The sequence below is a fragment of the Nonomuraea zeae genome (assembly GCF_005889725.1).
GTDB classification, from domain to species: Bacteria; Actinomycetota; Actinomycetes; order Streptosporangiales; family Streptosporangiaceae; genus Nonomuraea; species Nonomuraea zeae.
In genome coordinates, this window is sequence record NZ_VCKX01000035.1 from 17352 (window position 1) to 41421 (window position 24070).

At 71.8% G+C, this 24070-nt stretch carries 19 protein-coding genes; 3 read left to right on the plus strand and 16 right to left on the minus strand.

Features of this window, described 5'->3' with window-relative positions; translation table 11 throughout:
* Positions 1-2 precede the first annotated feature (2 nt).
* From ETD85_RS14165 to ETD85_RS14195, 7 genes are all read right to left on the minus strand, one after another.
* A complete protein-coding gene (locus tag ETD85_RS14165) occupies positions 3-3098 on the minus strand; it encodes an AfsR/SARP family transcriptional regulator (RefSeq protein ID WP_240779142.1) in 3096 nt (1031 codons plus the stop codon).
* A gap of 144 nt (positions 3099-3242) precedes the next feature.
* Positions 3243-3428 carry a hypothetical protein gene (locus ETD85_RS14170; RefSeq protein WP_138690149.1) on the minus strand — a complete coding sequence of 62 codons (186 nt, stop codon included), beginning with the start codon at positions 3426-3428 and terminating at the stop codon, positions 3243-3245.
* 96 nt (positions 3429-3524) lie between these two features.
* Positions 3525-4316, minus strand: a complete 792-nt coding sequence (locus ETD85_RS14175) for an ABC transporter ATP-binding protein (RefSeq protein WP_138690150.1) — start codon at positions 4314-4316, stop codon at positions 3525-3527.
* The gene (locus tag ETD85_RS14180) at positions 4313-5164 is read right to left on the minus strand and encodes an ABC transporter ATP-binding protein (protein ID WP_138690151.1); all 852 of its coding nucleotides are present in this window, start codon (positions 5162-5164) and stop codon (positions 4313-4315) included. The genes ETD85_RS14175 and ETD85_RS14180 overlap by 4 nt, the downstream gene beginning before the upstream one ends.
* Entirely contained in the window at positions 5161-5970 is an 810-nt protein-coding gene (locus ETD85_RS14185; protein WP_138690152.1) for an ABC transporter permease, read from the minus strand. The genes ETD85_RS14180 and ETD85_RS14185 overlap by 4 nt, the downstream gene beginning before the upstream one ends.
* Positions 5967-6932, minus strand: coding sequence for an ABC transporter permease (locus tag ETD85_RS14190; RefSeq protein WP_138690153.1), 966 nt, complete (start codon positions 6930-6932; stop codon positions 5967-5969). The genes ETD85_RS14185 and ETD85_RS14190 overlap by 4 nt, the downstream gene beginning before the upstream one ends.
* A gap of 7 nt (positions 6933-6939) precedes the next feature.
* Entirely contained in the window at positions 6940-8433 is a 1494-nt protein-coding gene (locus tag ETD85_RS14195; protein ID WP_206058307.1) for an ABC transporter substrate-binding protein, read from the minus strand.
* A gap of 406 nt (positions 8434-8839) precedes the next feature.
* Between ETD85_RS14195 and ETD85_RS14200 the strand changes: the two genes are divergently transcribed.
* On the plus strand, positions 8840-9559 hold the full coding sequence (locus ETD85_RS14200; RefSeq protein ID WP_138690155.1) for a DUF4253 domain-containing protein: 720 nt from the start codon (positions 8840-8842) through the stop codon (positions 9557-9559).
* On the opposite strand, the gene ETD85_RS14205 is transcribed toward ETD85_RS14200, so the two are convergent.
* The 7 genes from ETD85_RS14205 to ETD85_RS14235 all read right to left on the minus strand — a co-directional run bounded on the left by ETD85_RS14205 (position 9488) and on the right by ETD85_RS14235 (position 20059).
* A complete protein-coding gene (locus ETD85_RS14205; RefSeq protein ID WP_138690156.1) occupies positions 9488-10267 on the minus strand; it encodes a 4'-phosphopantetheinyl transferase family protein in 780 nt (259 codons plus the stop codon). The genes ETD85_RS14200 and ETD85_RS14205 overlap by 72 nt on opposite strands.
* A 75-nt stretch (positions 10268-10342) precedes the next feature.
* Complete coding sequence (locus tag ETD85_RS14210; RefSeq protein ID WP_138690157.1) at positions 10343-13411, minus strand: AfsR/SARP family transcriptional regulator; 3069 nt, start codon at positions 13409-13411, stop codon at positions 10343-10345.
* Between the two features lie 229 nt (positions 13412-13640).
* Positions 13641-16412 (minus strand): helix-turn-helix transcriptional regulator, encoded by a 2772-nt coding sequence (locus tag ETD85_RS14215; protein WP_138690158.1) that lies wholly within the window; start codon positions 16410-16412, stop codon positions 13641-13643.
* Positions 16413-16431: 19 nt separating this feature from the next.
* Entirely contained in the window at positions 16432-16770 is a 339-nt protein-coding gene (locus ETD85_RS14220) for a hydroxyisourate hydrolase (protein WP_138690159.1), read from the minus strand.
* 190 nt (positions 16771-16960) lie between these two features.
* Positions 16961-18289 (minus strand): cation:proton antiporter, encoded by a 1329-nt coding sequence (locus ETD85_RS14225; RefSeq protein WP_138690160.1) that lies wholly within the window; start codon positions 18287-18289, stop codon positions 16961-16963.
* Positions 18290-18447: 158 nt separating this feature from the next.
* On the minus strand, positions 18448-18657 hold the full coding sequence (locus ETD85_RS14230) for a DUF5988 family protein (RefSeq protein WP_138690161.1): 210 nt from the start codon (positions 18655-18657) through the stop codon (positions 18448-18450).
* A 10-nt stretch (positions 18658-18667) separates the two neighbouring features.
* Positions 18668-20059 carry an acyl-CoA carboxylase subunit beta gene (locus ETD85_RS14235; RefSeq protein ID WP_138690162.1) on the minus strand — a complete coding sequence of 464 codons (1392 nt, stop codon included), beginning with the start codon at positions 20057-20059 and terminating at the stop codon, positions 18668-18670.
* Between the two features lie 248 nt (positions 20060-20307).
* On the opposite strand from ETD85_RS14235, the gene ETD85_RS14240 reads away from it, so the two are divergent.
* On the plus strand, positions 20308-21204 hold the full coding sequence (locus tag ETD85_RS14240; protein WP_138690163.1) for an ABC transporter ATP-binding protein: 897 nt from the start codon (positions 20308-20310) through the stop codon (positions 21202-21204).
* Positions 21201-22028 (plus strand): ABC transporter permease, encoded by an 828-nt coding sequence (locus ETD85_RS14245; protein WP_138690164.1) that lies wholly within the window; start codon positions 21201-21203, stop codon positions 22026-22028. The genes ETD85_RS14240 and ETD85_RS14245 overlap by 4 nt, the downstream gene beginning before the upstream one ends.
* Before the next feature lie 415 nt (positions 22029-22443).
* On the opposite strand, the gene ETD85_RS14250 is transcribed toward ETD85_RS14245, so the two are convergent.
* Entirely contained in the window at positions 22444-23781 is a 1338-nt protein-coding gene (locus tag ETD85_RS14250; RefSeq protein ID WP_138690165.1) for an NAD(P)/FAD-dependent oxidoreductase, read from the minus strand.
* A 1-nt stretch (position 23782) separates the two neighbouring features.
* Complete coding sequence (locus ETD85_RS14255; protein WP_138690166.1) at positions 23783-24043, minus strand: acyl carrier protein; 261 nt, start codon at positions 24041-24043, stop codon at positions 23783-23785.
* Positions 24044-24070: the final 27 nt, after the last annotated feature.

Below are 24070 nucleotides of genomic sequence, written 5' to 3' on the forward strand. Positions count from 1 at the left end.
CGCTATCGACCCGGCTTCGGCCCGCTATTGGTGGCTATGCCGGTAGGGGATCCAGGGGTCGCGTCCCGGCGTTTGTCCAGCTCAGCCCGTAGCTGATGGGCGACGACGGGGTCCATCTCCTCGGTGCGCCGCACGGCGCGGTCCAGGGCCTCCCGTGCCGCGTCCGCGGCGCCGAGCCCGTTGTGCGCGTCGCTGAGCAGCGCCAGCGCGAGCGCCTCGTCGAACGGCACGCCCACCGTGGCGAACAGGGCCAGCGCCTGCTCCGACGTGGTGACGGCGGTCGCGGGGTCGCCTTCCGCCAGGGCCAGCTCGGCCAGCGCGGTGAGCACCCTGCCCTTGGCCAGCCGCTCGCTCGTGGTGCCGGCCAGCAGCAGCGCGTGGCGCAGGTCGACGCCCGCCTCCGCCAGCTCGCCCAGCCGCAGCCTGGCCAGGCCCAGGCAGTGCAGGATGTACGCCTCGCCCGTGGAGTCGCCGATCTCCTGGATGGCGGCCAGCGCCTCCTGCAGCGGGTCCAGCGCCTGCCTCAGCTCGCCGGCCTGCAGGTGGGTCTGGCCGAGCCGGAAGAGGACCTGGGCCCGCAGCCGCGAGCCGCCCTCGTTCTCGGCCAGCTCCATGGCGTTGCGCAGCAGCTCCTTGGCGCCCTGCGGGTCGTTCCTGATCAGCTTGACCTGGGCGAGGTTGTGCAGGGTGTAGATGGTGGTGCTGTGCGCCCGCGAGGAGCGTGACAGCTCCAGCGCCCGCTCGAAGAACGCGGCGGCGTCGTCCAGCCTGCCGGTGACCAGGTCCAGGTGGCCGCGGTTGGCGAGCACGGAGGCCAGCGCCCGCTCGTCGCCCACCTGCGTGAACAGCTCGATGGCGGCGTGGAAGTCCGCGCGGGCGGCGTCGAAGCGGTGCTCGGCGGTGGCCAGGGCGCCGCTGGAGTAGAGCATGGCCGCCTGGCCGCGCAGGTCTCCGTCCTGCCTGGCGGCGGCCAGCGCGATGCGCATGGTCTCCCGCCAGTCGTCCAGATAGACGCGCGACTGGAAGAAGGTCGCCGCGCCGAGCGCCAGCCCCCAGCTGATCTCGGCCAGGCCCGCCTGGGCGGCCTGCCTGATGCCCGAGACCAGCAGGCTGCGCTCCCGCTCGAACCAGGCGGCGGGCACCGCGACCAGCCGGTCGATCAGCGTGCCGGGCAGCGACCACGTCGCGGTGGCGCCGGGGATCATGATGCGGTCCTCATGCTCGCGCCGCCGCGCGGCCTCCACCATCGACAGCAGCCCGCCGAGCACCCTGGCCAGGGCCGCGGCGCGGTCGGCGGCCGGCTCCTCGGCCGCCAGGCGCTCCCTGGCGAAGACCCTGAGCAGGTCGTGGAAGCGGTACTGGACGTGCGCGCCGCGCCCGGCGCCCGAGGTCTCGATGAGCTGCGTGTCGGCCAGGTCGTCCAGCAGGTCGGCGGCCTCGCCGATGGGCTGGTCAAGCAGCGCGGCGCTGAGCCACGGGGAGAACACGTCGGAGTCGACGATCGCCAGCCGGCGGAACAGCCGCCGCGTGTCGTCGCCGAGGCTGTCATAGGTGAGGGAGATGCTGGCCCTGATGCCCATCTCGCCGTGCTTGAGCTCGTCCAGCCGCCTGGTCTCGTCCTCCAGCCGCTCCACGAGCTGCTCGACGCTCCAGTGCGGCCTGGCCGACAGCCGCGCGCCCGCGATGCGCAGCGCGAGCGGCAGGTGGCCGCACAGGTCGGCGAGCGCCGCGGCGGCCTCCGGCTCCGTGCGTACGCGGTCGCTCCCCGCGATGCGGGACAGCAGCTCCAGCGACTGATCGGCGTCGAAGACGTCCACGTCGACGTGCACCGCGCCGGACAGCCCCGCCAGGCGGCTGCGGCTGCTCAGGATGACGGCCGAGTCGACGCTGCCGGGCAGGAGCGGCAGGATCTGGCTCTCGGTGCTGACGTCGTCCAGCACGACCAGCATCCTGCGGTCGGCCAGCAGCGCGCGGTAGAGCTCGGCGCGCTCTTCCAGCCCGTCGGGGACCGCGGTGCCGGTGACCCCCAGCGCGCGCAGGAACCGCTCCAGCACGTGCATCGGGCCGACCGGCCGGGCCGAGCCGCCGTGCAGGTCGGCGTAGAGCTGGCCGTCGGGGTAGTGCTCGACGACGCGGTGGGCGGCGTGCACGGAGATGGCGCTCTTGCCGATGCCGGGCTTGCCGGCCAGCGCGACGATGGGGACGGCGTAGCCGACCCGGCCGCCGTCGGCGACCACCAGATGCTTCATGATCTCGTCGAGCTGCCGCGTCCTGCCGGTGAAGTCGGCGATGTCGGTGGGCAGCAGCCGCGGCACGCCCGCCTGCGGCTCCGCGACCCGGGGCTCCGCGGTGAGCTGCACGGGGGCGGCCGGCGGGTCCAGGTCGGGGTTGGAGCTGAGTATCGCGTGCTCCAGTTGCTGGAGCCGCTCGTTGGGTTCGATGCCCAACTCTTCGATCATGGTGCTGCGCGCGTCCCGGTAGGCCTGTAACGCCTCGGCCTGGCGGCCGGACCGGTAGAGGGCGATCATGAGCTGCCCGCGCAGGCGCTCGCGGAGCGGGTGCTCCGCCACGAGGGCGGTGAGCTCGCCGACCAGCTCGTGGTGGTGACCGAGCTCCAGCTCGAGGTCGATGCAGTCTTCGCAGGCGGCGACGCGGTCCTCGTTCAACCGGCTTGCCGCCGCCTGGAGCACTCTGCTGTCGATGCCTTCGAGCGCCGGCCCCCGCCAGAGCGCGAGGGCCTCCCGGTAGCGTTCGACGGCCCGCTCGGCCTGGCCTTCCCGGCGTTCGAGCCGGGCCTGCCTGACCAGCCCGTCGAAGTGGCTGGCGTCGAAATCCTCCGCGGGCACCCTGGCCACGTAGGCATGCGACTGTGTGACGATGATGTCTGGTTTCCCCTGTGCCGCGAACAGGCGGCGAAGTGCTGAGATACAGATCTGGATCTGCGCTCTGGACGTCGTCGGCGGGGCGTCCTCGTAGATCGTCTCTGTCAGCCGGGAGATCGTTACCGCCCGTCCCTCGTTGAGCAGGAGGAGGGCGAGGACCGTCTGCTGTCTGGCCCCTCCCAGATCCAGCCGGCGGCCGTCTGCGACAACCTCCAACGGCCCGAGGATGCGAAACTCCACATCCGTCTCCCCAATGGCGCTGCGCTCACTCCCCGTGAACCGCATCTCTCCGGACAGACTAGGCCATCGCGACTGCCCCCTCCTATGACGCGGAGTCGATGCTCTGGTCAGGGAAGACGGTCAGGGCCAGGTTCCGCAGCACTCGTCGGGCTGATCGGCGTTCACGATTACCGTGCTCTGCGCGGTGACGGTGGCGCTGATGGTCGTGGCTGAGGCTCCGGTGCTGAAGGCGGAGATCGCCAGCACGGTGGCGATGAAGGTGGCGGCGGTGAGCCGGCCCAGGCGGATGATCGTCTGCTTGTTCATGATGTTCCTCGGCGCTTTCTTTGGTGGTGTTCCTCCGATGGCCAGAACACTAGAAAGGGCCGCCATTGCTTCGGTATCGAATCGTCATCGCGCAGCTCAAAGGGGTTGTGCGGGCTCTTGGCCGGGCTCTGGGAGCCTCGGCGCGGAGGCCACCAGCCGCCGCGTGCAGGGGTGGCGCGGCGAGCCGAGCACCTCCGCCGTGCCGCCCCGCTCGGCCACCCGGCCGCCTTCGAGCACCACGACCTCCTCGCACAGCTCGGCCACCACCGTCAGGTCGTGCGAGACCAGCACCACGGTCAGGTCCCTGGTGTCGCGCAGCTCGGCGAGCAGATCGACCAGCCGGACCCGGGTGACCAGGTCGAGCGCGCTGACGGGCTCGTCGGCGAGCAGCACGCGCGGGTGGCAGACGACGGCCCGCGCGAGCGCGATCCGCTGGCGCTGGCCGCCGGAGAACTCGTGGGGGTAGCGGCGCGCGGCCTGCGGCGGCAGCCCGACCGCGTGCAGCGCCTCGGCCACCCGGCGGTCCGTCTCCGCGCGCCGGCCGGGGCCGCTGACCAGGCCGAGCGAGCGCAGCGGCTCGGCGACGATCCGGTCCACGCGCTGCCTGGGGTCGAGCGAGGAGTAGGGATCCTGGAAGACGGGCTGCACGGCCCGCCGCAGCGCCCGCTCGTTCCCGCACAGCGGCCGGCCGTCGAGCAGCACCTCGCCGCTGCCCGGCCGCAGGAGGCCGAGCAGCAGGCGGACCAGCGTCGTCTTGCCCGCGCCCGACTCCCCCACCAGGGCCAGGCTGCGCCCCTGCACGACCTCGAAGCCGACCCCGCTGAGCACGGGCGGCCCGCTCCGGTAGGCGAACCCCAGCTCGCGCACCTCGATCAGCGGCGCGGTCATCCCGTCCTCCCCGTGGCGTCGCCCTCGCGCCCGTCCCGCACGGCGGGTGCGGGGCGGGAGATTCCGGCGAGCGTGCCGTGCAGCCTGCGGGCCGCCGCGACCAGGTCCCGCGTGTACGGGTGCGCCGGCGCCCGCAGCACCTCTTCCACCGTCCCCGACTCCACCTCGCGGCCGTCCTTGAGCACCAGGACCCGGCGCGTCACGGCGGCCACCACCGCCAGGTCGTGCCCGACGAACAGCAGCCCCATCCCCCGCGCCCTGACCAGGTCGTCCAGCAGCGCGAGCACCTCGGCCTGGACCGTGGTGTCGAGCTGGGCGGTGGGCTCGTCGGCGATCAGCAGGGCGGGCTCGCAGGCCAGCGCCATGGCGATGGCGACCCGCTGGCGCTGACCGCCGGAGATCTCGTGCGGATAGGCCCTGGCGACGCGCGCGACGTCGGCGAGGCGCACCTCGGCCAGGGCGTCGTGCACCGCGCGGCGCAGCGCGCGCCCCCGCAGCCCTCTGTGGCGCCGTAGCGGCCCGGCGACCTGTGCCCCCATACGCATGAGCGGGTCGAGCGCGGTGAGCGGCTCCTGGAAGACCACGGCCACGGCCCGGCCGCGCAGCCGGTCCAGCCGCCGCTGGGAGGCTTCGAGCACCGGCAGGCCGTCCAGGAGGACGCTGCCCGAGGCGGTCATGCCCGGCGATAGCAAACCGATAAGCGCCAGTACAGTGAGCGACTTGCCCGATCCTGACTCGCCGATCAGCCCCAGCCGGTCTCCCCTGCCCATGTGGAACGACAGGCCGGAGACGAGCTCCCGCCCGCCGGCCGCGCGCACCGTCAGGCCGTCCACCGCCAGCAGGCTCATCCGCTCCTCCGCAGCACCGGGTCGGCGACCTCTCTGATGCCGTCGGCGGCCAGGTTCACGCCGATCACGAGGACGGCGAGCAGCACGCCCGGCGCGATGACGCCGATGGGAGCGGTGAACGCGGTGGACTGGGCCTCGCGCAGCATGTGGCCCCAGGAGGCGTTCGGCGGCGGCGCGCCGAGCCCGAGGTAGGACAGGCTCGCCTCCGCCAGGACGGCCAGGCCAAGCTGCAGCGCGAGGTTGGTGGCCAGCACGGGCCAGATGTTGGGCAGGACGTGGCCGAGCACGATGCGCGGCCAGGTGGTGCCGGACGTGCGCGCGGCCGTGATGTAGTCCTGGGCCAGCACCCGCTTGACGAGCACCCGCACCAGCCGGGCGACGATGGCCGACATGGCCAGCCCGATCGCGGCCACGGCCGCGCCGAGCGAGCCGTGCCGGCCGGCGATCACGAGCATGGCCAGCAGCAGCGTCGGGAAGGCGATGAGGATGTCGAGCACGACGGCCAGCGCGTCGTCGGCCCAGCGCACGGCGAACCCGGCCAGCAGCCCGGCGGCCAGGCCGAGCGACCCGCCGACCGCGACCGCGCCGGTCCCGGCCGCCAGGGCGATCCTGGCCCCGATCATGAGCTGGGTGAGCAGGTCGCGCCCGAGCGTGTCGGTGCCGAGCAGGTGCGCGCCGCCCGGCGGCTCCAGCCGTCCGCCGGTGGTGTCGGCGGGATCGTACGGCGTCCAGAACAGCGAGACGAGCGCCGTCACGGCCACGACGGCGACGAGCGCGCACCCGACGGCGAGCGTCCGCCCCCTCATGCCGCCGCCCCCGTCACGGTTCGCCGCAGCCGCGGATCGAGCAGCCGCTGGGCGAGGTCGGCCACGAAGCCGATCACCAGCACCGCGCCGGTGCTCAGCACCAGCACGCCCTGGATGACCGGCCAGTCGTGCTGCGCGAACGCCTTGACCAGCAGGGCCCCGAGTCCCGGCAGGGCGAAGACGTTCTCCACCACCACCGCGCCGAGGAAGGTCGTGGCCAGCTCGGCGCCGAGGATCGGGATCACGGGCGCGGCGGCGTTGCGCAGGCCGTGCCGCCGGACGGCCCCGGTCAGCGAGGAGCCGAGGGCCCTGGCGGTGCGCAGGTAGCCGGCGTCGAGCACGTCGATGGCGGCCGAATGGACGTAGCGGATCAGCGAGGCCGACATGACCAGGGTGATGGTGAGCACGGGCAGCGCCAGCGAGGTGAGCGCGGCGGCCGGGTCGCTCCAGTCGCCGGCCGGGAACCCGCCGGCCGGCAGCCAGCGCAGGCGCAGCGCGAACACGGTGATCAGCAGCATGCCGATCCAGAAGACCGGCACGGCCAGGCCGAGCTGGCCGAGCCCGGACAGCAGCGTTCCGTACCGGGTGTTCCTGCGCAGCGCGGTGACGAATCCCGCGGGCGCCGCGATCAGCACCGACAGCAGGAAGGACAGCACCGTGAGCGGGACGGTGACGGCGAGGCGGCCGGCGATCTCCGAGGCCACGGGCAGCGAGCTGACGAAGGACCGGCCGAGGTCGAGCGTGGCCATGCTGCGCGCCCACGCGGCGAACTGCTCGGGCAGCGGGCGGTCGGAGCCCAGCTCGTGGCGGGCCGCGGCGATCTGCTCCTGGGTGGCGCCCACGGACAGCAGCGCGTTGGCGGGATCGCCGGGCAGGAGCCTGAGCAGCGCGAACAGCACCACCCCCGCGACCGCCAGGGACAGCACGAGCAGCAGGCTTCTCCGGAGCAGGTAGCCGGCCATGGGCGGGTCAGTGCTTGTCGATCTCGATGTTGTACGCGGGGAACTGCGCGTTGAGCCCGTTGATCGCGTAACCGGAGACCTTGGCGGAGCTGACGACGATCTGCGGGTTGAGATAGAGCCAGTCGCTGGCCGCGTCCTCGGCGATCCGGCGGGCCGCCTTGCGCAGCAGCGAGGCCTGCTCGGCCGCGGTGTCCGCCGTCTCCGAGCGTTTGATCCAGCCGGCGACCTCGGGGTTGTCGTAGCCCCAGTAGAAGCCGGGGTCGCCGTACCAGCGGATGTCCCGGTCGTTGACGTGCTCCTGCAGCGTCGCGGTGAAGTCGTGGCGCTGGTAGACCCGGCTGTACCACTCGTCGGCCGTGATGATCTTGATGGTCACCTCGACGCCCACCTTGGCCAGCTCCGACTTCGCGAAGGTGGCGATCGTGGGGTGGGGGTCGTAGCTGGGCGTGTCGAGGGTGAAGGCGAAGCCGTCGGGGAAGCCGGCCTCCGCCAGGTGCTTCTTGGCCAGGGCGGGATCGTAGGCGTTGACGGCGGTCTCGTCCTGGTACCAGGGGTCGGTGGGCGGCACCATCGAGCCGATGAGCTCGCCGTAGCCGTTCCAGATCGAGCGCAGCAGCTTGGCGTCGTCGATCGCCTCGCTCACGGCCCTGCGGACCAGGACCTTGTCGAAGGGCGTGCGCCGGTCGTTGAAAGCGAGCAGCAGCTTGGTCGTCGAGTGGCCTTCGGTGATCTTGAAGGCGGGGCCCGCGAACTGGGCCAGCGCGTCGGGGTTCTGCTCGCTGGTGATCAGGTCCACCTCGCCGGACAGCAGCGCGTTGTTGAGCGCGGCGGCGTCGGTGAAGTAGCGGAAGACCACCTGGCCGGTCTTGGGCGGCGGGCCCCAGTAGCCGTCGAACTTGCCAAGGGTCAGGGTGGAGCCGCGCTTCCAGGCGGTCAGGGCGTACGGGCCGGTGCCGTCCTCCTTCGTCGCCGGGTCGGCGACGGCGCTGTTGCCGATCCACACCTGCGTCAGGTTGTACAGCAGCGAGATCGACTTGGTCGACAGCCCGATCACGACGGTGCGGTCGTCGGGCGTCGTCACCTTCTTGATCATGCTGAGCGCGCCCGTGCGCGAGGATTTGGAGGACTCGGCGAGTATGCGCTCGATGCTGTGCTTGACGTCGGCGGCGGTCAGCGGCTTGCCCGAGTGGAAGCGGACGCCCGAGCGCAGGGTGAAGGTGTAGGTCAGGCCGTCGCGGCTGACGGTGTGGGTCCGGGCCAGCAGCGGCTCCACCGCGCCCGCGTCGGTCAGCCGGAACAGGCCCTCGTAGACGTTTCCGCCGAGGGCCTCCGTGGCGCCCTGGCCGCCGCCGCTGGCGTTGTCCAGGTTCTGTGGCTCGTACAGGGAGCCGATGGCGAGCGTGACGGCGGAGGTGTCCCGGCTAGGGGGCTGCGTGGTGCAGGCGGCCGCGAAGGCGAGAACGACAAAAAGTGCGATAGTGCGCGTTAACCGACATTTCACAATCTCTCCCGGATTGCTGTGTACAGGACAACCCGCAGGGCCCATTCTGATGGCTGCACAGCGGTATGACTACGGTGCCGACCCGAACACATGCTCATGTTCCGCCGAGATCCAGCACGTTCCCTATCACTTATCCGAAAAAATGTGCGGCCATGGCGCGGCCCGCGATCTGTACGGGCGCCCGCCCCCAGAAGCCGGTCCCGGCACGTTCCGACACTGCCATGGAAAAGATCCGCGCCAACCCCTAAGCACCCCTCGACCCGGCCGTTCCACACCCTTCACCGGAAATACCGCAAGGGGAAACGGTGGGGTCGCCTAAGGGGGCCGTAGGGGGTTCGCCGGAGGTTTTCTCGCGCGTAATGTCCGGCAGTAATCGAGAATTCTGGAGGAAGGCGAGGATGAGTCGATGTCTCTTGTACAGGAGCGCCTGCTGGCGCCCGAACTCGCCGATGCGCGGCCGTTGTTCCGCACCCCTATGGGGGTCGAGGTCACGGGAGTGCCGCTGTCCGGCGTCCCGGCAGCCGAGCGCCTGCGCATGGTCCTGGCGACCCGCGCGCTCACGCAGCACTGGCCGATGCTGATCGACGCGGCGCTCCCCACCCAGCTCGAATATCACTGGACGTTGCCCGACATCGCGATGCCGCTGAACGAGGTGCTGACGCGGGCGAGCGGGGTGCGTCCAGGAGAGGAGCCGGACGCGCGGCCCGCGAACGTGGTGTGGCCCGAGTTCGGCCGGCCCGAGCGGGTGGCCCGCCCCGCGGCGGCCCCCGGCGCCCTGCTTCCCGCCGAGAGTCAGGTGTACCTGGCGCTGATGCCCGTCGAGTCGGGCTGGCAGGTGCCCGGGCTGCTCAACTACGGCGGCTGGAACCGCTATCCGGACCCGGTGCAGCACACCGCGCTGCTGCGCGACTGGTACCGGCGCTTCGGCGCCGAGCTGGTGGCCATGACCGACTGCACGGCGGAGTTCGTCGTCCGGCGTCCGCCGCGCACCAGGGCCGGCGCCTGGGCGCTGGCGTGGGAGCTGCTGCGCTACAGCGACGCCGTACGCGGCAAGTCACCTGACGCGGCCGTCAATTTCGCGGCCGATCTGCTCGGCTCCGGCCACTGGGTGGCCCACTGGCGCTGAGCCGATCCGGCGCAGCGGCGCGGTCAGGCCGCGCGCGGGGGCGGCCTGCTCGCGCGCGGGCTCCAGGACGATCGCGGTCAGCAGCAGCCCGTGCTTGGCCTGCCAGCGCCCGGCGAACCTCCTGAGCGGCCGCCCGTCGACCATCGCGCCGGGGACCAGCAGCCGCGCGGAGAACGTGCCCGCGGGGTCGATGACGATCAGCGCGTTCTCGAAGCCGAGCCAGCACTGGGTCAGCGGGAACCACGCCTTGTAGACCGACTCCTTGACGCTGAACAGCAGCCTGTCCCAGCTCACGCCGGGGTCGGCCGCGCGCAGCCGGTCCACCTGGGCCGTCTCGGCGGGCAGGGCGATCGCCTCCAGCACGCCGAAGGGCAGCTCCTCGTCGGGCTCCGCGTCGATGCCGACGGTGGTGATCCAGGGCGACTCGCCGAGCACCACGCCGCGGTATCCCGCGCAGTGCGTGATGCTGCCGACGACGCCGGCCGGCCACAGCGGCTCGCCGCGGGCGCCGGGCAGGATCGCCGCGGGCGGGCGGCCGAGCAGGCCGAGGGCCTTTCGCGCGCACGCCCGCGCGGTGGTGAACTCCCTGCGGCGTTTCTCCACGGACCGCTCGATGAGCGCTTCCTCCTCCGGGAACAACGCCTCTTCGTGAATGTCCTCCAGCGTGTCCGCGGCGACGACCGAGGGCGGCAGAATGTCTTTGATCACGAATTCTCCTTGGTCGTGGTGCTCACAAAAAGCGTAGGCAAGCGCCGGCCGACCAGAAAAGGACGCGGACCTGGGTTAAGGGAAATAGGGGTTGCCCGCGCCGAGCATTTCCTCGATTTGAGCGGTCGGGCGGTCCCCGAGCCAGGGGTCGAGTTTCGCGGCGAGCGACATCGCGGCGTCGAGCGCGTCGCGGGCCGGCTGGTCCTCCCCCTGTGCCCGGTGCGCGCCGCTGAGCATGAGCAGGGCCCGCGCCTCGTGCATCGGCACGTCCATCATCCGGAAGTGAGCCAGCGCCTCCTTCAGGGGGCGCACGGCCTCGCGCGGGCGGCCCGCGCGCATCGCCAGCTCGCCCAGGCCGACCAGGATGCGGGCCTCGGCGTGCCGCGCGTGGGCGACGCCGGCCAGGGAGAGCGCGCCGCGCAACGCCCGGCCGGCCGCGGCCGGGTCCCCGGTGCGCAGGAGCGCGACGCCGATGCCGTAGCGGGCGTAGCTCTCCCCGACGACGTCGCCGATGTCGCGCACGATGGCCAGGGACTCCTCGAAGCTGCGCACCGCGCGGACCGGCTCGGCCGCCTTGAGATGGGCGTGGCCCAGCCGGTGCAGCACCTGCGCCTGCATCCGCCGGTTGCCGCCCTCCGCGCTCAGCCGCAGCGCCTCGGCCAGCAGGCTCCTGGCCGCGGCGAAGTCGCCGATCTCCAGCTTGAGCTCGGCCAGGTCGTTGAGCACGTACGCGACGGCGATCGGCTCGCCGAGCCCGCGGAAGAGCGCCAGCGCCCGCTCGTGGCGGACGACGGCGTCGGCCAGCCGGCCCGCCAGCCGGTCCACCACGCCGAGGTTGCGGATGACCAGCGCCGTGCCCTGCTCGTCGCCCACCTCCTCGAACAGCTTCACCGCCGACTCGAAGGCCCGGCGGGCGTCGTCGAAGCGCTGCTCGGTGAGGTGGAGCGAGCCGGTCGAGTACAGCATGGCGGCCTGGCCGCGCTTGTCGTCGGCCTGCCGGGTCACCTCCAGCGCGATCTGGTGGGTCTCGCGCCAGTCGTCAAGGTAGACGCTCGACTCGAAGAGCGTCACCGCGCTGATGGCCAGCCCCCAGCACAGATCGGCGAAGCCCGCCTGCGCCGCCTGCCTGATGCCGGTGACCAGGGGGGCGCGCTCGCGCTCGTACCAGGACATGGGTGCGGCCACGAGCTGGTCGGCCAGCCCTTCGGGCAGCTGCCAGCACAGCGCCCGGCTGCGGATGTGCACGGAGTGGCCGCCGTGCTTGCGCCGGTGCGCGGCGTCGGCCAGGGACAGCAGCCCGCCGAGCACCCTGGCCAGCGCGGCCCGGCGCTCGGCCGGGGGCTCCTCCGCGGCCAGGTGCTCGCGGGCGAAGACGCGGATGAGGTCGTGGAAGCGGTACTGGCTCTGCGCGCCCCTGCCGTCGCCCACGCTCTCCACGAGCTGGGCGTCGATGAGGTCGTCGAGCAGGTCCAGCGCCTCGGCCAGGGGCCGGTCGAGCAGCGCGGCCGCGACCCAGCCGGAGAAGACCTGCGTGTCGAGGATCGCCAGCCGCCTGAACAGCCGCCGCGCCTCCTCGCCGACGGTCTCGTAAGTGAGCGAGATGCTGGCCCTGATGCCCATCTCGCCGTGCTTGAGCTCGTCCAGCCTTCGCGTCTCGTCCCGCAGCCGGTCCACGAGCTGGCCGACGGTCCAGTGGGAGCGGGCCGCCAGCCGTACGCCGGCGATGCGCAGCGCCAGCGGGAGCTGGCCGCACAGCGCCGCCAGCTCCTCCGCGGCCTCCGGCTCCGCGGCCACCCGCTCCTCGCCGACGATCTTGGACAGCAGCTCGATCGACTGCTCCGGCCGGAACGTGCCCAGCGAGACGTGGATGGCGCCGGGCAGGCCGGCCAGGCGGCTGCGGCTGGTGACGACGACTGCGGAGTCGGAGCTGCCCGGCAGCATGGGCAGGACCTCGTTCTCGCTGCGCACGTCGTCCAGCAGCACCAGCGTCCGGCCCGTGCACAGCAGCGCCCGGTAGGTCTCCGCGCGCTCGTCCAGGGTGGCGGGCAGCGCGTCGCCGGGGACGCCCATGACGCGCAGGAACCGTTCGAGCACCTGCATCGGGCCCACCGGCTGGGACACGCCGCCGTGCAGGTCCGCGAAGAGCCGGCCGTCGGGGAACTGGGCGGCGACGCTGTGCGAGACGTGCACCGCGATGGTGGTCTTGCCGATGCCGGGGTTGCCGACGAGCACGATGATCGGCACCGCGCGGGTGGTGCCGCTCGTGCCGAGCAGCAGCAGCTCCCTGATCGTCTCGACCTCGCCCTCGCGGCCGGTGAAGTCGGCGATGTCCGTGGGCAGCATCATGGGAGCGCTGCGCACCCTGGCGGCCGGCGTCACCGTCGCCGTCCTGCGCGGCTCGAGTGCCGGGTCCCAGCGCAGGATCTGGCGTTCGAGCTGCTGGAGTGCGGCGTTGGGCTCCAGGCCGAGCTCGTCCAGCATCACCTTCTTGGTGTTCTCGAAGACCTGCAGCGCCTCGGCCCGCCGCCCGGACCGGTAGAGCGCCAGCATGAGCTGGCCGCGCAGGCGCTCGCGCAGCGGGTGCGCGGCCGTGAGCGCGGTCAGCTCGCCGACCAGCCGGTGGTGGCGGCCGAGCGCCAGCTCCTGCTCGATGCACTCCTCGTTGCCGGTGACGCGGTCCTCGGCCAGCCGGCCCGCCATCGCCTGGACCAGCTTGCTGTCGATGCCCTCCAGCGCGGGCCCGCGCCAGAGAGCGAGCCCGGCCCGGTAGTGCCGGACGGCCTCGTTGCCGCGGCCCGCGTCGCGGGCGCTCCTGGCCTGGTCGAGCAGCCGCTGGAAGCGGTAGGCGTCGATTTGCTCGTACGGCACCTGCAGCGTGTAGCGCTGGGACTGGGTGGTGATGAGGTCCTGGAGCCCCTGCGCGGCGAACAGCCGCCGCAGCGCCGAGACGCAGATCTGCACCTGCGAGCGCGCCGTCGGCGGCGGCGAGTCCCCGTAGAGCGACTCCACGAGCCGGGCCATGCCCGCGGTTCTGGCCGGCTCCAGCAGCAGCATGGCCAGAATCGTCTGCTCCCTGATCCCGCCGAGCTTGATGAGCTGCCCGTCCAGGACCGCCTCAAGGAGTCCGAGCACGAAGAAGTCCACCGGAACTGTCCCCTAGCACAGCGGCCGCCTTCTGCGCCCCTCTGCTTATTCATGCTGAGCGCTGCCGGGAGAAACAGCAAGGATCCACATATAGCTAAAAAGACACTCAATGCGGCCTGTGAGTTTTATTTCCTCCTTATAGAGCAAAGGGCAGGAGCGGGGTGTTTGCCCTGCTCCTGCCCTCGTTCACGACCCGGTTCCGGCCATGGCCCGACTTTGTGCGCGGCCTCTAATGCACCCCGGCGACGCCCGGATCTCCGCTGCGCGGGGGCGTCAGGTCGAGGGTGGCGGGCAGCTCGGTGCGCCGCGAGATGCCCAGCTTGCGGTACGTGCGGGTCAGGTGCTGCTCGACCGTGCTCACCGTGAGATACAGCTTGGCCGCGATCTCCTGGTTGGTGTGCCCGGTCGCGGCCAGCACCGCCACCCGCTGCTCGGCCTCGCTCAGCAGCTCGGCCGAGCGGCCGTGGACGCCCGTGCCCCTGCTGTGCCGCCCGCCGGAGCCCTCGCCGCTGGACAGCGCCGCCAGCAGCGGCTCGGCCTGGCAGCGGCTGGCCACCGAGCGCGCCCAGGCCGCGATCATGCCGGAGCGCCGGAACTCGCCCAGCTCGTGGAAGGCGTCGGCGAGGTCCACCAGCACCCGCGCCAGCTCGTAGTCGTCGCCCGCCTGCCGCAGCAGGTCGGCCGCGCGGCGCAGCAGCATGGGCCGGTGGCGCAGCTCGCTGAGCCCGGCCAGCACGCGCATCGCCATCCCGTGCGCCCTGGGCGTCTCGGGGGTGCAGCGCTTGAGCTGCTCGGCGATCAGCCGGGCGCTCTCGTCCACGTCGCCCATGAGCAGGCACGCCGACGCGGCCTCGGCCCGCCAGGGGATCAGCCCCGGCGCGTCCATCCCCCAGCGCTCCATCAGCTCGCCGCAGCGCAGCAGGTCGCGCAGGGCCAGGGCCGGGTGACCGGTCGCCAGGCTGTACCGGCCGCGGGCGTGCAGGTAGGCCAGGCCGTACCTGGTGTCGAACATCGAGTCCAGCACCACCTGGTCGAGGTGCTCGTGGACGAGGTCGTACGCGCCGGTCGCGGTCGCCGCCAGCATGAGGCTGCCGAGCGGGCCGCCGGCCGTGACGCCCCAGCTCGTGAGCGGGATGGCGGCCAGCGCGGCGCGGGCGTGCGCGATCGCGGCGGGCATGTCGCCCTGGCGGACGGCGATCTCGGCGCGGATCGCGGCCAGCCGCGCCCGGCGGCTGGGCGCGTTCCTGCTGGAGGCCTCCTTGATGAACGCGTCGCACCAGGGCGCCGCCAGGTCGGGCCGCTCGCTGAAGGTCAGCGCGAGCAGCGCGTTCTCCACCGTCTCCATCGACATCTCGTCCAGGTGGCAGCCACGCAGGATCGGCTCGACGGCCAGCGCCTGCTCCCCCGGGCGCTCGGTGAGCACGCGGACCAGCGAGCGGGTGGTCTTGAGCCGCCGGGCCGCCGCGACCGAGCGCACGTCCACGTCGGGCGGGTCGGGCAGGCGTACGCCCGGGTGGGTCACGCGCAGCCACGGCGCGATGATGAGCAGCTCGGCGGCGGTCTCCGGGTCGCTCTCCGCGTCGCGCAGCACGTGCTGGAGCACTTCCTCGGCCTCTTCCGCGCGGCCGTGCCAGAGCAGGGCGCGGGTGAGCACGGCCGCGTCGCTGCCGCGCAGCCAGCCGCGCCGCAGGGCGTCGGTGAGCTGGGTGAGCCGCACGGCGGGGGCGGCGGGGTTGATGCGCCACTCCGCCCTGATCAGCATCGTGGTGATCTTGGTCCGCTCGCGCTCGTCCGCGCACTCGTTCCAGGCCAGCCGCAGGCACGACACCGCGCGCTCGACGTTCCCCTCGCGCAGGGCGTGCCTGGCCGTGTCCTCCAGCACGGGCACGACCCAGGGGGCGTCCACCCGGTCGGCCCGCAGCAGGTGGGCGGCGACGTCCGCGGGCTGGGCGCCGCGCTCGTAGGCGAGCACGGCCGCCTTGTGGTGCAGCCCCATCCGGTCCTCGTCGCTCATCCCGGCCAGCACGGCGGCGGCGGCCGCCTCGGTCCTGAACCGGCCGTCCACGACCAGCCCGGCCCCGGCCAGAGCCTGGAGCCCGGCGGCCACGTCCTCGGCCGTCTCGCCCACCAGCCGGTCGAGCTGCTCGACCGCGCCGAGCGCGGCCAGGCCGCGGGCGACGGGCAGCATGCGGTGCTCACCGCGGCTCAGGCAGGCGAGCACGGCCCTGCCGTACCAGCCTTCGGGGACCAGGTCCTCGGGCGGCTCGCCGCCGCGCGCCCGCCGCTGCTCCTGGTAGTCCTGGATGAGCGCGCTGATCAGCAGCGGGTTGCCGCCGGTGGCCGCGTGCCAGCCGGCCCCGAACCGCTCGGCCGCGGTGAGCCCGACCGCGTCGACGGCCATCGCGGTGGCGCCGCTCTCCGACAGCGGGCCCAGGTGGACGCGGCGGCAGTGCTGCTGGCGCAGCAGCTCGGCCTCCAGCAGGCCCTCGGTGCCGGCGCCGTGGTCGACCTGGCTGAACACGGCGCTGATGCGCGCGAAGCGCACCCGCCGCGCGAGGTAGGCCAGGCAGATCATGGACTCGCGGTCGGCGAAGTGGACGTCATCGATGATCAGCACCAGCGGGCAGCGCTCGGACAGCTGCAGCAGCACCGTGCACAGGGCGTGCACGAGCTGCGCGTCGAGCTCGCCGCCGCGACCGGCCGCCGCGGCTCCTTCCGCCAGCATCGCCAGGGCCAGCTCCAGCTCGGCGGGCATCAGCGGGGCGTCCTGGATGAGCTGCCCGATCACGCCGAGCCGCAGATCGCGCTCCAGCGGCGAGCCGGTCGCGGTCACGGCCAGCGCGCCACGCTCGATGGCCTGCTCGGCGACGGCCTCCAGTAAGGCGCTCTTGCCGACGCCGACCGCGCCGCTCACCAACGCCACCCGGCCGCGGCCCGACAGCGCGCCGGCGAGCTGCTCGTGCAGGGCATCCAGTGCTTCGTCTCTCTCTATCAAAACCATCAGGCTCACGCCCTTCTCGTCAGTCCTGCGAGCCGCAGAAGATCGAATAGGAGTACGGGGAGATCAGGACTTGGATCCGGTACGCGTCGAGGTCATCTCTTATCCGGAACAGCACGTTGATCTCGGGATAGGGGGCACTGAGCCCCAGCCCCACGAAGTAGTAGTCGCTGTCGAAGACGATGCGGTACAGCCCGCGGGTCAGATGCTGCGTGTCCCAGGCGCCGACGCCGCCCGTCCCGTCCGTCTTGGCCTTGGCCACGACAGACCAGACGCCGTCCTCGTGCTTCTCCAGGCCCACGCGCATACCGACGACCGACCTGCCGTGGATGCCGTCCAGGGCTTGCACGCTGATGCTCATGGAATCGAAGCCAATCTGCTGGGCCCGCCGGAGCGGACACACTCCATCTGCTGACAGGTTGGCCCGCGCCCCTATTCGTTCTCCATCGGCCCTTTATCGCCCCCGACACGAAACCGCCGCAGGCCGATGACCTGCGGCGATTCGGAGTTGAGACGGTGTGGAGACCTGCGGCGGTTCGCGGGCCTGCGGCTCACAGGACCGTGAGCGATCCCGAGCCCGCTGCCGCCGTGACCGGCATGCGCTCCTCCTCCAGGGGCGTCACCTCGATGCGGGCCATCGCCCAGCGCAGCAGCGGTGGCGCCATCAGCGAGGTGATGACCGCCACGAGGATGATGATCGTGTACGTCTCGACGTTCAGCACGCCGAGCCGCAGCCCGGCCATGGCGACGATGACCTCGATCACGCCGCGGGCGTTCATGGCGGCGCCGAGGGCGAGCCCGTGCCAGTGGCCCATGCGCCCCAGCCGCGCGCCGACGTAGGCGCCGGCGAACTTGCCCACGATCGCGATGGCCAGCACCACCAGGGCCATCACCAGCACGTCCACCCGGCCGAGCGCGGTCAGGTTCATCCGCAGCCCGGCGGTCGCGAAGAAGATCGGGGCGAACACGCCGAGCACGATCGTGCGCAGCGGCGCCAGCTTGGTGACTATCCCCTTGCCGTGACCGGCGATCAGGATGCCGCACAGGAACGCGCCGAAGATGGCCTCCATGCCCAGCGCGTGCGTGCCCGCCGCGCACAGCAGGACGAGGACCACGGTGATCGGGATCTGCAGCCAGGTGTCCGGCGAGCGGTCCGCCATCCGGTAGATGCGGCGGGTGAGCGGGCGGCCCAGCACCATCGCCAGGGCGACCACCGCGGCCATGGCGCCCAGCGAGAACAGGACCGACCCGGCCCGCAGCTGCGAGGTGGCCATCGCGGAGACGACCGAGAGCATGAACCAGCCGAAGGCGTCGTCCACCATGCCCGCCGCCAGCGTGATCTGGCCGATCTCGCGGTGCATGAAGTTCATGTCGAACAGGGTCTTGGCGATGACCGGGATCGCGCTGACGCACATGGCGACGCCGAGGAACAGCGCGAACACCGTCGTGTCCACCTCGCCGCCGATCAGCGCGGGCGGCAGCAGCAGCCCCGTCCCGATCCCCAGGCCGAACGGGATGATCATGCCGAAGAAGCTCACCGAGGCCGGCCGCGCGCCCATCCGCCTGACCAGCCCGGAGTCCAGGTGCACCCCGGTGATGCCGACCAGCAGCAGCACGCCGATCTGCCCGACCGCGTCGAGCAGGTGGAACTGCTCGGCCACTGGCGGGAACAGGGCGCTGTGCAGCTCCGGCCACACGGGGCTGAGCAGCGACGGGCCCAGGATCACGCCGGTGCACAGCTCGCCCACCACGGCGGGCATCCCGAAGCGGGCGGCCAGCCGCCCGAGCGCCACGGCCATCAGGAGCAGGACGCCGACCTGGAGCAGGAACAGCATGAGCGGATGGGAAGGGATCGGCGGTACGGGGATGGCGTACGGCATCGTGCACTCCTGATACGTTCCGGTGGCTCGTACCTCGAAGGGTGACCGCGCGGGCTAAAGGAGTGCCAAAGCCCGCCGCACTGTGCGCGCGGCGGGCGGTGAGGCGATCTCTATCGGGGAGTCGGCTTTATCGGGGGCTCGGCTCTATCGGGTGTTTCTCACTCGGCGATGAAGGTCCGCTGATACCACTCCATCACCGGGATCAGCTCACCGTTCAGGTGGGTCTCCTCGCCGCGGTGCCTGAAGTGCTCGTATCCGGCGCCGTACGGGAGCTTGAAGGTGTCGTGCACCTTCGTCTTCGAGACCCGCTGCACGCGCAGGTCGACGGGCAGGTACGGCGGGCCGCCCATGAGCAGGACCTTGACCATGGTTGTCTCCTTACAAGGGGATGTTGGAGTGACGCCCGCGGGCCAGCGGCGCGCGGGACAACGCCTCGGCGAGGCGCTTGAGCGTGGTCGCGGGCACGATCACCTCGTCGACCACCCCGATCGCCATCGCCCGATCGACGCCGCCGGCGATCTCCTGGTGCTTCTCGACGAGGCGGGCGCGCAACGCGGGACGTTCGGCTTCGGGGACCGCGGCCAGCTTCTTCCGGTGCAGGACGCCGACCGCGGCCTCGGCGCCCATCACCGCCACCTCGGCGCCCGGCCAGGCGAAGACCGTGGTGGCGCCGAGGGAGCGGGAGTTCATGGCGATGTACGCGCCGCCGTACGACTTGCGGATGATGAGCGTGACGCGCGGCACCACGGACTCCGCGAAGGCGTGCAGCAGCTTGGCGCCACGCCGGACGATGCCCTCCCACTCCTGGCCGACGCCCGGCAGGTAGCCGGGCACGTCGACCAGGACGACCAGGGGCACGCCGAGCGAGTCGCACATGCGGACGAAGCGGGAGGCCTTCTCCGCCGACAGCGAGTCGAGGCAGCCGCCCTTGCGGATCGGGTTGTTGGCCATGACGCCGACCGTCCGGCCGGCCAGCCGGCCCAGGCCGATGACCAGGTTGGCGGCCCAGCGGGGCTGCAGCTCCTCGAAGTCGTCCACGATCGTGTGGATCAGCGGCTTGATGTTGTAGGCGCGGCGGGGCGAGGCGGGGATGAGCTCGCGCAGCCCCTCCACGTAGGGGGCCGCCTGGAGGTCGAACTCGCCGGGTTTGGCGAAGAGCGTGGCCAGGTTCCTGGCCTTGACGTAGGCGTCCTCCTCGTCGGGAACGGTGATGTGGGCGACGCCGGACTTGGGACCGTGGGCCTCGGGGCCGCCGAGCCCGGCCATGTCGATCTGCTCCCCGGTGACCTGGCGGACGATGTCCGGCCCGGTCACGAAGACCCGGCCGGCCTCCGTCATGATGATCACGTCCGTCAGGGCCGGGCCGTAGGCGGCCGCGCCCGCCGCCGGGCCGAGGATCACCGAGATCTGCGGCACCACGCCGGACGCCCTGGTCATCGCCGCGAACATGCGGCCCACGCCGTCCATCGACTCGACCCCGTCGGCCAGCCGCGCGCCGCCCGAGTGCCACAGGCCGATGACCGGGGCTCCCTCGGCGACGGCCGCGTCGATGGCCTGGACGATCCGCTCGGCGCCGGGGGCTCCGAGCGCGCCGCCCATCAGGGTGGCGTCCGTACAGTAGGCGTAGACGGTCGCGCCGTCGATCTCTCCCCGTACGGCCAGCACGCCGCTGTCGTCGTGGGGGTGCAGCGGCTCCGGCGTGCCCACGTCGAGCAGGCGCGCCAGGCGCAGTGCGGGCACTCTCGCGTCGATTTCCAGGACTGTCGACATCGGTTACTCCCCTAAATTCGCGGGTTTTCCACCTCGAATGTCCCGTGGGACCCCTATCGCGACCAACCCCTACGCCCCCTTATCGCGTCATGCGCCCCCTCTTTTCGCTCGCGTCGCATTAGAGGAAAGACCTGACCGACCGGTAACCCCTAAAAATCCGCGCTTCCCGCGATATTCCTTGAGCCGCCCGGGCCATCCGACCTATGGTCGAAATCCGACCGTTCACCCAGTTAACGGATGAGGGCCGAATGATTGAAATCAGGAATCTCACCAAGCGCTACGGCGACGTCCTCGCCGTGGACGACTTGACGTTCACCGTCCGTCCCGGAACGGTGACCGGCTTCCTCGGCCCCAACGGCGCGGGGAAGACCACGACGATGCGCTCGATCCTCGGCATCGACCGGCCCACCTCGGGCACCGCCACGGTGGCCGGGCGCCACTACAGCGAGCTGCCCAGGCCCATGCGGCAGGTGGGCTCGCTGCTCGACGCCAGGGCCGTGCATCCGGCCAGGAAGGCCCGCGACCACCTGCTCTGGCTGGCCAGGAGCAACGGGATACCGGCGCGCCGGGTCGGCGAGGTGCTGGAGACGGTGGGGCTGGAGGGCGTCGGGGGCAAGCGTTCGCGCGGGTTCTCGCTGGGCATGGAGCAGCGGCTCGGCATCGCCGCCGCGCTGCTCGGCGACCCGCCGATCCTCATGCTCGACGAGCCGGTCAACGGGCTCGACCCCGAGGGGATCGTGTGGATCCGCACGCTGCTGCGCTCGCTGGCCGACGAGGGACGCACGGTCTTCATCTCCAGCCACCTCATGAGCGAGATGTCGCTCACCGCCGACCATCTCGTCGTGATCGGGCGGGGGCGGCTCATCGCCGACACCTCGCTGTCCGACTTCATCAAGGAGCACTCGACCCCGTCGGTGATCGTCCGCACGCCCAACCCGACTGAGCTGGCCACCCTGCTCAAGGACCGCGGGGCGGGGACGACCGAGAGCGAGCGCGAGACGCTCGTGGTGACGGACCTGGACAGCGCCGAGATCTTCGGCGTGGCCGCGGCCAACGACATCGTCCTGTACGAGCTGACGCCGCGTCAGGTCTCCCTGGAGGAGGCCTTCATGGAGCTGACCCGTGAGGAGGTCGAATACCGATGAGCGTCGCACCGGCTCTGGCCGCACCGGCCCAGGTGGGCGGCGCGCGCGCGTTGTTCGGCGCCGCGTGGGCCGAGTGGACGAAGCTGCGCAGCCTCCCGTCCACCTGGTTCCTGCTCGGCGGCTGCCTGGTCTACTCGATCGGCTTCTCGGCCGTGATCAGCTATGGCATGGTGCGCGACTTCGCCACCGTGAGCGCGGAGGAGAAGGCCGCCTTCGACCCCACCGCCACCAGCCTGACCAGCTTCGTGCTCGGCCAGCTCGTCTTCGCCGCCGTGGCCGTGCTCGTCATCACCTCCGAGCACACGGCCGGCACCATCCAGGCCAGCCTGGCGGCGGTGCCCCGCCGTGGCCGGCTCTTCGCCGCGAAGTCGGTGGTGGCGGCGGCGGTGCTGCTGGTGTTCGGGGACGTGGCGGCGTTCGGCGCGTTCTTCGCCGGGCAGGCGGCCATCGCCTCGCAGGGGGCGCCGGCCGCGAACCTCGGCCAGCCCGGCGTGCTGGTGGCGGTCGCCGCCAGCGGGCTCTACCTGGCGGTGCTGGGGCTGCTCGCGCTCGCCCTGGGCTCGCTGCTGCGCTCGACCGCCGGGACGATCGCCCTGCTGGGGGTGGTGACGCTGGCCATCCCCGCGCTGAGCGCGCCGCTGCCCGACTGGCTGGCGGCCTGGCTGGAGAAGTACTGGCCGCTGACGGCCGGGACCCGGATCATGGCGGTACGCGATGATCCGGGGCTGCTGGCGCCCTGGACCGGGTTCGGCGTCATGTGCGCCACCGTCGCCGTGGTGCTGGTCATCGCCGTCCGGTCCTTCCGGGTGCGCAGCCCCCGCTGACCCGCCCGCGCCGTGATCCGGCGCCGGCCCCTTCGCTCATCGCAGTCCGGCGGACACCCCGCCGGACTGCTGCCATGTGCGCAGGCTTTCTCCCCCGGCCCGCCACGGCCACCGCCCGACATGCCCCTCCGCGCCCACGGGCCGCCATGCGCAGGGCTCCGTGCAGGGGGCCACCGTGCATGGGCCACGACGCGCGGGCCGCCCAGCGTGGGACGCCTTGCGCGAGCCGCCTTCCATGGCGCGCCGCGCACGGGCGGGGGACCTCATGGCCGCGCCGCGGGCTGCTGCGCGGTGACGCCGGCGAGAGGCTGCCGTGCACCGCGCCGATGCCGGGGTGCCGCGAAGGGGCGCGCGTGGAAACGGCTCTGGCCCCTCCCTGGTGGGAAGGGCCAGAGCCGTGTGCGAGGTGCGAGATTCAGTTCGGGGACTGGGCGCGGAGCGTGCCCAGGTACGGGTGCCAGAGATGGTCCGGGTCGTTCTCGACGGCCGTCACGATCTCCCGCATCGCCGCCAGCGCCTTCGGCTCCTCGTCGTCGTAGACGTCGCCCTGCAGCAGCTTCAGCACGTCCAGCCGGTAACGCGGATCCTGGACGAAGGCGGTGAACAGGATGTTCAGCCGGTAGTACATCGAGATGAACTCGTACCAGTTCCGCACCCCCCGGCGGATCTTCGTGTCGAAGGTGTCGAAGCGGTGGCTGGAGTAGTCGCCCGCCTCGTGCGCCGCGATGATGTCGTACGAGGCGATCCGCGCGCTGTTCATCGCGACGCTCACCCCGTTCGAGAAGATCGGGTCGACGAACCTGGCGGCGTCGCCGACCAGGACGAAGCGGTCACCGCGCAGCTCCTTCATGGAGTAGCTGTAGTCGCCCTCCGTCTTGAGCTCGCGCAGCTGCTCGCACTTGCCCAGCGCCTCCGACAGGTCGGGGCGGCTGGCCACGCAGTCCCAGAAGAACTTCTCCCGATCGTCGCCCGCGGCCCGCAGCCGGTGCTTCTGCGTCACCACCCCGACGCTGGTGATCGTGTCGGTGATGGGGATCTGCCAGACCCAGCTGTCCTTGATGGGCAGGAAGTGGACGAAGATGTAGTCGGTCAGCTCGGGGTCGCTGGCCAGCGACGCCCGGTCCAGCCCGTCGAACCAGCTGTGCAGCGCGTACTGGTTGAAGACCGGGTCGGCCACCTTGAGCTTGAGCTGGCGGCCGAGCAGCGTCTGCCGCCCCGAGGCGTCCACGACCATGCCGACGTCGATGCCGACCTCCTTCGAGCCCATCCGGACGCGCACCTTGACCGCGTCGGGGTCGCCGAAGTCGGCCCCGAGCACCCGGACGCCCTGGTAGACCTTGGCGCCCAGGCTCTCGGCGTTCTTCAGCAGGATGAGGTCGAACTGGCCGCGGTCGACGTGGTAGGTGAACTCCCTGTCCACCCCGGCCTGCTCGCGCTCGTTGAACAGGATCTCGGCGTTCCTGAAGTCGTGCGTCAGGCCGGTGAAGCCGTTGTGCGGCACGTTCCTGGTCTCGGCCGAGGTCCAGGCGGCGCCGTACTTCTTGGGGAAGCCGGCCTTCTCGACCTCCGCCATGGCGCCGGTCTCCAGCAGCACGGGCGTGGTCCCGGGTACGAGGGACTCGCCGACGTGCGGCCGGGGGAAGACCTCGCTCTCGAAAACGACCACCGAGATGCCCGCCTTGGCCAGGTAGGCGGCGACGGTGGCGCCGGCGGGGCCACCGCCGATCACGGCCACGTCATAGTCGATGCCCACGTCAGGCCGCCTCACTGAGCTCGGCCACCAGCGTCGAGATGCCGCGGACGCAGCCGAAGTTCCTGCCGCTGATGTGCTGGGCGGGGATCGTGACGCCCATGTCGTCCCGGATGAAGTTGATCAATACGGCGGTGTTCAGCGAGTCAAGGACGCCCCACTCCAGTAACGGCGTCGATTCGTCCAGCTCGTTCTTCGGGTCCCCATCGAGGAAGCGCTTCCTGATGAAGGAGATCAGTCGCTGAGTGAGCTCGTCCTTTGGCACTTTCTTTCCTTTCGAACTCAAGGCCGC